Annotated in this window: 10 protein-coding genes; 8 read left to right on the plus strand and 2 right to left on the minus strand. The window is 60.3% G+C overall.

Annotated elements, in window-relative coordinates; all coding sequences use genetic code 11:
* Positions 1-50: 50 nt before the first annotated feature.
* The 6 genes from topA (at position 51) to rpmG (ending at position 7,703) form a co-directional block, all read left to right on the plus strand.
* Complete coding sequence (gene topA, locus RS75_RS06990) at positions 51-2,735, plus strand: type I DNA topoisomerase (protein ID WP_045018655.1); 2,685 nt, start codon at positions 51-53, stop codon at positions 2,733-2,735.
* Entirely contained in the window at positions 2,732-5,086 is a 2,355-nt protein-coding gene (gene rnr / locus RS75_RS06995) for a ribonuclease R (protein WP_045018657.1), read from the plus strand. Before topA ends, rnr begins: the two co-directional genes overlap by 4 nt.
* 46 nt (positions 5,087-5,132) lie before the next feature.
* Complete coding sequence (locus RS75_RS07000) at positions 5,133-5,576, plus strand: DUF983 domain-containing protein (RefSeq protein ID WP_045018660.1); 444 nt, start codon at positions 5,133-5,135, stop codon at positions 5,574-5,576.
* A 20-nt stretch (positions 5,577-5,596) separates the two neighbouring features.
* The gene (locus RS75_RS07005; protein WP_045018661.1) at positions 5,597-6,265 is read left to right on the plus strand and encodes an NUDIX domain-containing protein; all 669 of its coding nucleotides are present in this window, start codon (positions 5,597-5,599) and stop codon (positions 6,263-6,265) included.
* 8 nt (positions 6,266-6,273) lie between these two features.
* Positions 6,274-7,446 carry an MFS transporter gene (locus tag RS75_RS07010; protein ID WP_045018663.1) on the plus strand — a complete coding sequence of 391 codons (1,173 nt, stop codon included), beginning with the start codon at positions 6,274-6,276 and terminating at the stop codon, positions 7,444-7,446.
* An 89-nt stretch (positions 7,447-7,535) separates the two neighbouring features.
* A complete protein-coding gene (gene rpmG, locus RS75_RS07015; RefSeq protein ID WP_003496403.1) occupies positions 7,536-7,703 on the plus strand; it encodes a 50S ribosomal protein L33 in 168 nt (55 codons plus the stop codon).
* Between the two features lie 849 nt (positions 7,704-8,552).
* Here rpmG and RS75_RS07020 read toward each other — a convergent pair.
* Complete coding sequence (locus RS75_RS07020) at positions 8,553-9,923, minus strand: PleD family two-component system response regulator (protein ID WP_045018665.1); 1,371 nt, start codon at positions 9,921-9,923, stop codon at positions 8,553-8,555.
* 18 nt (positions 9,924-9,941) lie between these two features.
* Positions 9,942-10,313 carry a response regulator gene (locus RS75_RS07025; protein ID WP_003496409.1) on the minus strand — a complete coding sequence of 124 codons (372 nt, stop codon included), beginning with the start codon at positions 10,311-10,313 and terminating at the stop codon, positions 9,942-9,944.
* A gap of 131 nt (positions 10,314-10,444) precedes the next feature.
* On the opposite strand from RS75_RS07025, the gene RS75_RS07030 reads away from it, so the two are divergent.
* Together RS75_RS07030 and RS75_RS07035 are read left to right on the plus strand one after the other, a co-directional pair.
* The gene (locus RS75_RS07030) at positions 10,445-10,753 is read left to right on the plus strand and encodes a DUF3572 domain-containing protein (RefSeq protein ID WP_045018667.1); all 309 of its coding nucleotides are present in this window, start codon (positions 10,445-10,447) and stop codon (positions 10,751-10,753) included.
* A gap of 71 nt (positions 10,754-10,824) precedes the next feature.
* Positions 10,825-12,108: a DNA polymerase IV gene (locus RS75_RS07035; protein ID WP_045018669.1), complete on the plus strand. Its 1,284-nt coding sequence runs from the start codon at positions 10,825-10,827 to the stop codon at positions 12,106-12,108.

The following is a 12,108-nucleotide window of genomic DNA, read 5'->3' on the forward strand; positions in this document are numbered from 1 at the left end:
CTCGGTTGCAATCCGGCTATGTTAACGGACCAGTTCCCAGAGAAAAAAATATGAATGTCGTCGTCGTAGAATCTCCGGCCAAAGCCAAGACGATCAACAAGTATCTTGGTCCGGGCTACAAGGTTCTTGCATCCTTTGGCCACGTCCGGGACCTTCCTGCCAAGGACGGATCGGTGCTGCCCGACCAGGATTTCGAAATGTCCTGGGAGGTCGACAGCGCGTCCGCCAAGCGCATGAAGGACATTGCCGATGCGGTGAAAGCCTCCGACGGCCTGTTTCTCGCAACCGACCCGGATCGCGAGGGCGAGGCGATTTCCTGGCATGTGCTCGATCTCCTGAAGAAGAAGCGCGTTCTCGGCGACAAGCCGGTAAAACGTGTGGTCTTCAACGCCATCACCAAAAAGGCGGTGCTGGACGCGATGGCGAACCCGCGCGACATCGACATACCGCTGGTCGACGCCTATCTCGCCCGCCGCGCGCTGGACTATCTCGTCGGTTTCAACCTGTCGCCGGTGCTGTGGCGCAAGCTGCCCGGCGCCCGTTCCGCTGGCCGCGTGCAGTCCGTTTCGCTGCGTCTCGTCTGCGATCGCGAATCCGAGATCGAACGTTTCGTCTCCGAGGAATACTGGAACATCAGCGCGCTTTTGAAGACACCGCGCGGTGACGAGTTCGAGGCGAAGCTGGTTTCCGCCGATGGCAAGAAGCTGCAAAGCCGCTCGATCAAGACCGGTGATGACGCCAACCGCCTCAAGGCGCTGCTCGAAGGCGCAACCTATGTCGTCGACACGGTCGAGGCTAAACCCGTCAAGCGCAATCCCGGCCCGCCCTTCACCACCTCCACCCTGCAGCAGGCGGCGTCCTCACGCATGGGCTTTTCCGCTTCGCGGACCATGCAGGTGGCGCAGAAGCTTTATGAAGGCATCGACATCGGCGGCGAGACCGTCGGTCTGATCACCTATATGCGTACCGACGGCGTGCAGATGGCGCCGGAAGCAATCGATGCCGCACGCAGCGCCATTGGCGAGCAATTCGGCGACCGCTATGTGCCGGAAAAGGCACGTTTCTATTCGACCAAGGCAAAGAACGCCCAGGAAGCGCACGAAGCGATCCGCCCGACCGATTTCAACCGCACGCCGGACCAGGTGAAACGTTTCCTCGATGCCGACCAGTTGCGTCTTTACGACCTCGTCTGGAAGCGCGGCATCGCCAGCCAGATGGCCTCTGCTGAAATCGAGCGTACGACGGTGGAAATCCTTGCCGATAAGGCCGGCGAAAAGGTGGGGCTTCGCGCCGTTGGTTCAGTGATCCGTTTCGACGGCTTCATCGCCGCCTATACCGACCAGAAGGAAGATGGCGAGCAGAGCGACGACGGTGACGACGAAGGCCGCCTGCCGCAGATCAATGCGCGCGAGAACCTCGCCAAGCAGAAGATCAACGCCAGCCAGCACTTCACCGAGCCGCCGCCGCGTTATTCGGAAGCCTCGCTTATCAAGAAGATGGAAGAACTCGGCATCGGCCGTCCTTCCACCTATGCGGCGACGCTGAAAACGCTGAGCGACCGCGAATATATCGTTGTCGACAAGCGCAAGCTCATTCCCCATTCTCGCGGACGGCTGGTGACGGCTTTCCTCGAAAGCTTCTTCGCCAAATATGTCGAATACGACTTCACCGCCGATCTGGAAGAAAAGCTCGACCGTATTTCAGCGGGCGAACTGGACTGGAAGCAGGTACTGCGCGATTTCTGGAAGGATTTCTTCGCGCAGATCGAAGATACCAAGGAATTGCGCGTCACCAATGTGCTCGACGCGCTGAACGAGGTTCTGGCGCCGCTGGTCTTCCCCAAGCGCGAAGACGGTTCCGATCCGCGCATCTGTCAGGTTTGCGGCACCGGCAATCTTTCGCTGAAGCTTGGCAAATACGGCGCATTCGTCGGCTGCTCCAACTATCCGGAATGTAACTTCACCCGCCAGCTCACCTCCGATGGGTCGGAAGCAGACGCTTCCGTATCCAACGAACCGAAAGCGCTTGGCGCCGACCCGATGACGGGCGAAGAGCTGACGCTGCGCTCTGGCCGCTTCGGGCCTTATATCCAGCGCGGCGACGGCAAGGAGGCCAAGCGCTCCTCGCTGCCCAAGGGCTGGAAGCCGGAAGACATCGATCACGAGAAGGCGCTGGCGCTCATCAACCTGCCGCGCGATATCGGCAAACATCCCGAAACAGGCAAGATGATTTCCGCCGGCCTTGGCCGCTACGGACCCTTCCTGCTGCATGACGGTTCCTATGCGAACCTCGAAAGCATCGAGGACGTGTTCTCGATCGGCCTCAACCGTGCCGTCACCGTCATTGCCGAGAAACTGAGCAAGGGACCGGGGCGCGGCCGCAATGGCACGCCTGCGGCTCTGAAGGAACTGGGTGACCATCCCGATGGCGGCGCGATCACCGTCCGCGACGGACGTTACGGCGCTTACGTCAACTGGGGCAAGGTCAACGCCACCATTCCGAAGGGGCAGGATCCCGTCTCGGTGACGCTGGACGAGTCGCTGGTGCTGATTGCCGAGCGCATCGCCAAGACCGGAACTGGCGGCAAGCCGGTAAAGGCCAAGAAGCCAGCCGCCAAGAAGGCCGACGGCGACGCCGCCGCAAAGCCGAAGGCGACGAAAGCCAAGGCCGCGACAAAGAGCAAGACGGCCGCCAAGCCGAAGGCTGCGGCCAAACCCAAGAAGGCAGAATCGTGAGCAAGGCGCCGCGTCAGAGACAGGGTTCCGCCAGCGACGGCTTCGGACGTACCGGGCGCGGCAAGCGGGCAAATGAAGGTGAAGGCATCATCCATGGCGAGGTGCCTTCCCGCGAAGTGCTGCTGAAATTCATTGCGGAGCATCCGCAGCAGGCCTCCAAACGCGAAATCGCCAAGGCTTTCGGGCTGAAGGGCGATGACCGCATCGTGCTCAAGGCGCTGCTGAAAGAACTTGAAACCGATGGCATGGTGCAGAAGAGCCGCAAGTCGCTGACGCGGCCGGGCGGCCTGCCGCCGGTGACGGTTCTCGACATCACCACCCGCGACAAGGACGGCGAATTGATCGGCCGGCCGGCCGAATGGCCGGAGGATCTGGGTGCGGCTCCGGCCGTGCTTATTCGCCAGTCTTCGCAGGATCGCAGCAAGAAGGCGCCTGCAGCCGGTCTCGGCGATCGCATTCTGGCAAAGATCTTCCCCTCCAAGGACAGCGTCGGTCCCGCCTATACCGCCCGCGTCGTCAAGCTGATCGACCGTCGCCAGAACGCGCTGCTTGGCGTGTTCAAGGAAATGGAAGGCGGCGGCGGACGCCTGATGCCGATCGACCGGCGCGGCGAGGAAATGGTGATCGATCCCGATGGCGTCGGTGATGCCAAGGACGGCGATCTGATCGAGGTGGAAACCTCGCGCAATAGCGGCCGTTACGGCCTGACACGTGCGAAGGTTCTCTCCGTCGTCGGCTCCGTGGCCTCGGAAAAGGCGATCTCGATGATCGCGATCCATGCCCACGGTATTCCGCACATCTTCCCGCCGAATGTTCTGGCCGAGGCGGACGCCGCCAAGGCCGCAACCATGTCGCACCGCGAGGACTGGCGCGATCTGCCGCTCATCACCATCGATCCGGCCGACGCCAAGGACCATGACGACGCGGTCTATGCCGAGCTGGACCCATCGCCCGACAACCCGGACGGCATCATCGTCACCGTCGCCATCGCCGATGTGTCCTGGTATGTGCGATCCGGCGCGCCGCTCGACCGCGAGGCGCTGAAGCGCGGCAACTCCGTCTATTTCCCTGATCGTGTCGTGCCGATGCTGCCGGAACGCATCTCCAACGATCTCTGCTCGCTGAAGGAAGGCGTTGACCGCCCTGCCCTTGCGGTGCGGATGACCTTTTCGAAGGAAGGCCGCAAAGCGAGCCACACTTTCCACCGCATCATGATGAAGAGTGCTGCCAAGCTTTCCTACCAGCAGGCGCAGGCAGCGATCGACGGCCACCCGGACGACAAGACCGGCACGCTGCTGGAGCCCATCCTCAAGCCGCTCTGGCACGCCTATGAGGTGATGAAGCGCGGTCGCGACCGCCGCCAGCCGCTGGAACTCGACATGCCGGAACGCAAGATCCAGCTGCGGCCCGACGGCACGGTGGACAAGGTCGTCATTCCCGAACGCCTCGACGCGCACAAGCTGATCGAGGAAATGATGATCCAGGCGAATGTCGCCGCCGCCGAGACGCTGGAAAAGAAAAAGCAGCGGCTGGTCTACCGCGTGCATGACGCTCCGACGCTTACCAAGCAGGAAGTGCTGCGCGAATTCCTCGGCACCATCGGCATTTCCATGGCCAAGGGCGTGGCCATGCGCGCCAATTCCTTCAACGGTATTCTGGCACGCGCGCTCGACACGCCGCACCAGATCATGGTCAACGAGATGGTGCTGCGCAGCCAGAGCCAGGCGATCTACAGCCCTGACAATATCGGCCATTTCGGCCTCAACCTGATGAAATACGCGCATTTCACCTCACCGATCCGCCGTTATGCCGATCTGATCGTGCATCGCGCGCTGGTGGGCTCGCTCGGGCTGGGCGAAGGCGGCATCACCCCGCAGGAAGAGGCGACGCTGGACGACATCGCCGCCGAAATCTCGACCTTCGAGCGCCGTGCCATGGCCGCCGAACGCGACACCATCAACCGGCTGATCGCGCATCATCTTTCCGAACGCGTCGGCGAGGAGTTCGATGGCCGCATCGCCGGTGTCACCAAGGCGGGACTATTTGTCGCGCTGCCAAAGTTTGGTGCGGACGGGTTTGTTCCTATATCTACACTCGGAACCGACTATTTCTTTTACGACGAGGCGCATCAGGCTCTGACGGGGGAAAAGACGGGTCTCGGTTATCAGCTTGGCGACACGGTTCAGGTGCGGCTTGCGGAAGCGGTGCCACTGGCTGGCGCGTTGCGTTTCGAAATGCTGAGCCCGGGGCGCAAGATGCCGGTCGGCTCGCGGTCGTTCCACAAGGCAGGCCGGCGGACATCGCGTCCTGGCGCCAAGCCCGGAACGCGGCCGCCGAGAGGACGACGGTAACAAGACCGCGACAAGCGGTCGAGACAAACGGGAGAAGGACTTAAGGATGAGTGCAAATCAGGGCTCGGAAACGGTCACCTTCGGAGACAACAGCGCGGAGCGGCCGCTTGGCCGTTCGATCATGCGGGGCATGGCCAACCGCTGCCCGGCCTGCGGCGGCGGCCGCCTGTTTCGGGCCTTTCTGAAGCCGGTGGACAGCTGTGCTGCCTGTGGCGCCGAAATGCATCACCACCGTTCCGATGACCTGCCGCCCTATATTTCCATCGTTATTATCGGCCATATCGCCGTTGGCGGCTTCATGATGACGGATATGGTCTTTCACGTTCCCATGTGGGTGCACTTCGCCATCTGGATACCGATCACCATTCTGGCCGCGCTTTTGACGCTGCAGCCGATCAAGGGCGGCGTCATCGGCCTGCAATGGGCGCTCCGGATGCACGGCTTCGACGGAAAACAACCAAAAGTGCAGATAGACGGCTCCTCCCACTGACGGCGGGCGGGAACTTGCACATGCCCCAGCTACCCACGAACGCCGAAGCGGCGCGCACGCCCATGCGGCCGCGCGATGCCGCCTCCATCATCCTGTTCGACCGCTCCGGCCCGGCTCTGCGGGTGCTGATGGGCCAGCGCAGCCACGCCCATGTCTTCATGCCGGGTGCTTACGTGTTTCCCGGCGGCAAGCGCGACCCACGCGACCACGCCCTGCCCTTCTCCGGCGATCTGCACCCCGCCGTGCTGCGCAACCTCACCGCATCCGCCGCACGCCACCTGAGCGCTGCCGGGGCACGGGCGCTGGCTCTTGCCGCCGCGCGCGAGCTTGTCGAGGAAACCGGCGTGGATATGGGCATGGACGCTGATGGTCCGGACCTTTCCCGTTTTCGATATGTGGCGCGCGCCATCACCCCGCCCGGCAATATCAGGCGCTACGACACGCGATTCTTTTGCTGTTATGCCGATGAGTTGCGGCTGAATACCCGGCTAATCAGGGATTCCGACGAGCTGAACAATGTGCAATGGCTTGACATGACAGAGCTTTCCGGTCTGAACATGCCGAAAATCACACGCACGGTTCTCGAAGATGTCACAAAACTCATGATAGGTGATCCGTCACTGCCCTTTGAAAGCCCCGCGCGGCTCTATGTCACGCGCCACGGCCGATTCATTCGAGACTTTGTATAAAGGCCGTCATGTCACAAACGAAATGCGAAGCGGACGCCATTCACTGGCCCTCACTGATCGCCGCCATTTCCGCCATCAGTGCGGTTGGCGTCGCCATCGGCCTCGGCCTGCCGCTGCTGTCGATCATCCTTGAGAAGCGTGGCATCTCCTCCACCATGATCGGGGTGAATTCGGCTATGGCCGGCGTCGCGGCGATGATGGCCGCCTCGGTGACCAGCAAGATCGCCCATGATTTCGGTGTGGCGCGAACGATGCTTATTGCGGTCGTCATTTCGGCGCTAAGTGCGCTCTGCTTTTATTTCGCCGACGCCTTCTGGATGTGGTTTCCGCTGCGGATAGTCTTCCATGGCGCAACCACCACGCTGTTCATCCTTTCCGAATACTGGATCAACATGACCGCGCCGCCGAAAAAACGCGGTATGGTTCTCGGTATCTACGCTACCGGCCTTGCGGTCGGTTTCGCGGTCGGCCCGCTATTATTTTCCGTGGTCGGCAGCGAGGGCATCATGCCCTTTCTGGTCGGGGCGGCAATCATCCTGCTTGCCGCGATCCCGATCTTCCTCGCACGCGGCGAAAGCCCGGAGCTGAGCGAAAGGCCAAACCACCATTTCGCCCGTTATATCTGGCTGGTGCCGATGGCGTCTGCGGCGGCTTTCGTGTTCGGTGCGGTGCAGGCGGGCGGCCTGTCGCTCTTTCCCATCTACGCCACCCGTGAAGGTTTCAACGAATCACAGGCGGCACTTCTCCTGACCGTGATGGGCATCGGCAATATGGTGTTCCAGATACCGATCGGCCTGCTTTCGGACCGGATGAAGGACCGGCGCACGTTGCTGGCGCTGATGGCCTTTGCCGGCGTCTGCGGCACGCTGGCGCTGCCTTTCCTGGTGGAAAGCTGGATCCTCGTGGCGGCGCTCCTCCTGTTCTGGGGCGGCCTTGTATCCGGCATGTATACCGTCGGCCTCACCCATCTCGGATCGCGTCTCAAGGGGGCCGATCTGGTGTCCGCCAATGCCGCCTTCATCTTCTGTTACGCCATGGGCACGATTGCGGGACCGCAGGCCGTCGGCATTTCCATGGATGTTGCAGGCACCGACGGTTTCGCCTGGGCGCTCGCCGTGTTTTTCGGGCTTTACGTGGTGCTTTATGGCTTCCGTTTTGTTTTCCGGGCAAAACAGACTTGACTTTTCAGGCGTGATACGTAGTTTCGCGCCAGATTTAGCCGAGGTGAGAAGCGCCTGCGGCTTCTCTTTTGTTTAAAGGCAGGACGACCATGGCGAAAGCTACAACAATCAAGATCAAGCTGCTGTCGACAGCCGACACCGGTACCTTCTACGTCACCACCAAGAACAGCCGTACGTTCACGGACAAGATGACAAAGACGAAGTACGACCCGGTTGTACGCAAGCACGTTGAATTCAAGGAAACCAAGATCAAGTAATCTTGATCGGGTTCTCCGGCAAAAGCGCGCCCAATGGGCGCGTTTTTTGTTTGTACGGAGACAAGCAGCGTTGCCGGCATTTCCTGCGCCAGCGGCCTCGCAGGGCACGAGATGCGCCACAGACGCTCGATCTTCGTATCATTCCGGCCTTGGGTCGCAAATCCAGCCGACGCCCATCGGCGCGCCGGAAAGACCCTTTACGGGCGTGTCGACCAACCAGCATCTCAACCGATTCGTCCGCGCATTGCCTGAACGCAAAAAACGCCCAGCCGGAATCCCTCCGCTATAAGCGGCGGCAGGTGCCAAAAATTTGGGAGAACAAGGCGGTCGGCCAACGATGTGATCACGGCACGAGGAACCGATTCGGACATCGTCAGCCGACCGACCCCACGATCCAGGAGATGCGGCGGACCTGAGCATCATGGGGCATTCGAACTACGCAATACCAGCCCCTGACGAGCGAAATCACGGCGGTGTCAGCCGCCATCATTCCATCATCGCAAGACGGAAAACCGCCGGAAGAACTGTTATTCTCAATAGGGATTGTGCGCAGAAGTAAAATAAAAATCAACAAATTCTTAAGCCAGAAATACATAACCTGGGAAATATGGTTAAATATACAAAGCTGGCACAATATAGTTCCGCGAAAGATTGAACTCAGCGTATTATTCAACTTGAGCTTTATTAGACCATCCTGATTTCACCCTTTCATTGCAAGGGGATAAAATACAGGCAAGGTCAGGGACTTATAGCTTCTCCCGGTCCAGCTCTTCACATGATCGTCGCTACTGCGGAAAATCCGAAAAAGACGGTGCTGATTTTCAACGTTACGCGCCAGCAGAGCCGTTGTCAGGCGGCTGCCGCCACGACGCGGTTGCGACCGGTGTGTTTCGCCTCGTAGAGCGCCTTGTCGGCCTGCTTCAAAAGCTCGTCCGGCGCGCCGAAAGCGCCATTGCTGGTGGCAATGCCGAGCGAGGCCGTGATGCTCAATTCGCGATCGATGGAGCGAACGTAAAACGGCTTGTCCTCGATGATCGCCCTCAGGCGTTCGGCAACGCCTGCTGCAACCTCTATCGATGTATCAGGCATGACGACGACGAATTCCTCGCCGCCGTAACGGCAGGCAAGATCGGCGCCCCGCACCGTGCTGCGGATGCGTGCTGCGAATTCCCGCAGCACTTCGTCGCCAACGTCGTGACCATAGGTATCGTTGACCAGCTTGAAGCGGTCTATATCGGTCATGCAAATGGAAATCGGGCGGCCACGGACGGCGGCACGGTCGAAAAGTATCTTCAGGTGATTGTCGAGATAACGGCGATTGTTGAGACCCGTCAGCCCGTCGACGATGGCAAGCTCCATCGTGTGCTGGAGATTGAGCCGCAGATGCTCGTTATAGCGCTTGCGCCTGATCTGCGTCAGGGACCGGGCGACCAGTTCGTTGGGATCGATCGGGCGAAGAATGTAATCGTTCACGCCAAGATCGAGCGCACGCGCCACCATGTCGTCCGCCCCCTGCTCCGCCACCAGAAGCAGCGGCAGGAAGCGGGTGCGCTCCAGCGAGCGAAGCTGCGAACACAATCTCAGCGGATCGTAGTCCTCGAAATTGGAATTGACGATGACGAGTTCGAACGGGTTGCTCGCAGCCTTGAGCAGGGCCGCCTGTGGCTCGGTGACGGCATCCACCTCGGCAACCGGCTTCAGTGCCCTGATGATGCGCTCCTGCGAGCTGGCGCGGCCATCCGCGACCAGAACACGGCCAGGCGTCTGCATGAGGCCGTCGCTGCGCAACATCTCCTCGATGCCGATCTCCCGCGCGGTTTCGGCCCGCAGCCGCAATTCGTCACTGACGGCCTTGAGACGCACGAGGCTTTTGACACGGGCGATCAGTTGCAGGTCGTTGACCGGCTTGGTCAGAAAATCGTCCGCGCCGGCTTTCAGGCCGCGGACGCGGTCGGACGGCTGATCAAGAGCGGTGACCATGACGACAGGAATATGTGCCGTTTTCGAATTGGCCTTCAACCGTTCGCAGACCTCAAAACCGTCCATGCCCGGCATCATGATGTCGAGCAGAATGATATCGACCTGCTCCTCGTCGCAGATCGCCAGCGCCTTGAAACCGTCTTCGGCAGTGACGACGTCGAAATATTCCGCCACGAGCCGGGCTTCGAGAAGCTTCACGTTTGCGGGTATATCGTCAACAACCAGAACTCTCGCCGTCATAACCGTTCCCCAACCGCCTTAGGCATCGCCAAGATAAGTCTTGATGATTTCGATGAATTTCGGAACGGATATCGGTTTTGAGACATAGGCCTCGCACCCACCCTGACGAATACGCTCCTCATCGCCCTTCATGGCAAAGGCAGTGACCGCGATGACCGGGATGACATGCAGCTCGTCATCCTCCTTCAGCCACTTCGTCACCTCCAGCCCGGACACCTCCGGCAGCTGAATATCCATGAGAATGAGGTCTGGGCGGTGCTTGCGGGCCAGGTCCAGCGCTTCCATGCCGTTGCGCGTCTGAATCGTCGTATAACCAGACGCCTCGATCAGGTCGCGAAAGAGCTTCATGTTCAGCTCGTTGTCTTCGACTATCATGACCTGTTTGGGCATGGTGAGCAGTCCCCGTTTCGCTTTGAAACCTTCATCCAGACATATAGGTTGTCAGAGAACCGATTCCATCGTCCATTTGTTGCGCAAGGCTAGAGCGATTTGGTTTCAAAATAGGTAACTTCGGAAGAGAAATGCTGCGAGATACAAAAAACAAAGGCAATGCCGGAAAAGATCCGCAAGAAACGGCGGCGGCCATACTTGGCTGGCTGGCAAACGAGCCGGAAATGTTGGCGCGTTTTCTGGCACTGAGCGGATTGCAGGCCAATATGCTGCGCCAGGCCGCCCACGATCCCGGTTTTCTGGCGGGGCTCACCGATTTTCTGATGAGCCACGAGCCCGACCTCATGGCCTTCTGCACGGCGACGGAAACATCGCCCGAAACAGTGGCCGCCGCCTGGCACCATTTTTCCGGCCCAGGGCTGGATTCCGGTGAGTATTGACCCGGTGAGCCACTTGAGCCGCAGTCTCCACCGGAGTATGGTCGGCGACGTTCTGGTTTTGTTTTCAGCCCATGCCCACGTCGCACCACTATGATCCCGGTTTTTGCCGCGACTGCCTGGCCGGCCAGCCAGCGGGCATGAGGCGTTGCCGCGCCTGCGGCAGTCCGCGCCTCGTCTATCATGACGAACTCTACGATCTCAGCATCGCCCATATCGATTGCGACGCCTTTTACGCCTCCGTTGAAAAACGGGACAACCCCGAACTTGCCGACAAGCCTGTGATCATCGGCGGTGGAAAGCGCGGCGTGGTTTCGACCGCCTGTTACATTGCCCGCATTCAGGGCGTGCGCTCCGCCATGCCGATGTTCAAGGCGCTGGAGGCCTGCCCGGATGCGGTGGTCATCAAGCCGGATATGGAAAAATACAGCCGCGTCGGGCGACAGATCAGAACCATGATGCAGGATTTGACGCCGCTCGTGCAGCCGCTTTCCATTGACGAGGCGTTTCTCGATCTCTCCGGAACCGAGAGGCTGCATCACGATCCCCCGGCCCGGGTGCTGGCGAAATTCATCAAGCGGGTGGAAAAAGAGGTGGGTGTGACCGTCTCGGCCGGGCTGTCCTACTGCAAGTTTCTGGCCAAGGTCGCATCCGATCTGCAAAAACCACGCGGGTTTTCGGTGGTCGGCGAAGCGGAGGCGCTTTCCTTTCTGGCGGCGCGGCCTGTCACGACCATATGGGGCGTTGGAAAGGCCTTTGCGGCAACGCTGGAGGCGGATGGCATCCGCATGGTCGCGCAGTTGCAGGAAATGGAGGAAGGCGACCTGATGCGCCGTTATGGCGTGATGGGACAACGGCTGTTCCGGCTTTCGCGCGGCATCGACGAGCGGCATGTGCACAATAACGACCCGGTAAAAAGCGTGTCTTCCGAGACCACCTTCTTCAACGATATTTCCCGGCATGAGGATCTCGTGCCGATCCTGCGGTCGCTTTCCGAAAAAGTTGCCTGGCGGCTGAAGAAAAGCGGTATTTCCGGCCAGACCGTGGTGCTGAAAATGAAGACGTCCGATTTCAAGCTCCGCACCCGCAACCGCAAGCTGGATGACCCCACCCAGCTTGCCGACCGGATATTCCGCACCGGTCTTTCGCTGCTAGACAAGGAAACAGACGGCACCAAATTCCGCCTGATCGGCATCGGTGTCAGCGATCTGCACGATGCGGGCCTTGCCGATCCTCCCGATCTCGTCGACAGGCAGGCGGAACGGCGGGCAGCGGCGGAAGCGGCGATGGACAAGCTGCGCGACAAGTTCGGCAAGGGCAGCGTCGAGACCGGCTACACTTTCGGCACGCGCAAATAG

The organism is Rhizobium nepotum 39/7 (assembly GCF_000949865.1).
GTDB classification, from domain to species: Bacteria; Pseudomonadota; Alphaproteobacteria; order Rhizobiales; family Rhizobiaceae; genus Agrobacterium; species Agrobacterium nepotum.

What these genes read in the sequence shown, in the direction of transcription:
- topA (WP_045018655.1), top strand. Translation starts at nt 51, where the DNA reads ATGAATGTCGTCGTCGTAGAATCTCCGGCCAAAGCCAAGACGATCAAC.
- RS75_RS07000 (WP_045018660.1), top strand. Translation starts at nt 5,133, where the DNA reads ATGAGTGCAAATCAGGGCTCGGAAACGGTCACCTTCGGAGACAACAGC.
- RS75_RS07005 (WP_045018661.1), top strand. Translation starts at nt 5,597, where the DNA reads ATGCCCCAGCTACCCACGAACGCCGAAGCGGCGCGCACGCCCATGCGG.
- RS75_RS07010 (WP_045018663.1), top strand. Translation starts at nt 6,274, where the DNA reads ATGTCACAAACGAAATGCGAAGCGGACGCCATTCACTGGCCCTCACTG.
- rpmG (WP_003496403.1), top strand. Translation starts at nt 7,536, where the DNA reads ATGGCGAAAGCTACAACAATCAAGATCAAGCTGCTGTCGACAGCCGAC.
- RS75_RS07020 (WP_045018665.1), bottom strand. Translation starts at nt 9,923, where the DNA reads ATGACGGCGAGAGTTCTGGTTGTTGACGATATACCCGCAAACGTGAAG.
- RS75_RS07025 (WP_003496409.1), bottom strand. Translation starts at nt 10,313, where the DNA reads ATGCCCAAACAGGTCATGATAGTCGAAGACAACGAGCTGAACATGAAG.
- RS75_RS07030 (WP_045018667.1), top strand. Translation starts at nt 10,445, where the DNA reads ATGCTGCGAGATACAAAAAACAAAGGCAATGCCGGAAAAGATCCGCAA.
- RS75_RS07035 (WP_045018669.1), top strand. Translation starts at nt 10,825, where the DNA reads ATGCCCACGTCGCACCACTATGATCCCGGTTTTTGCCGCGACTGCCTG.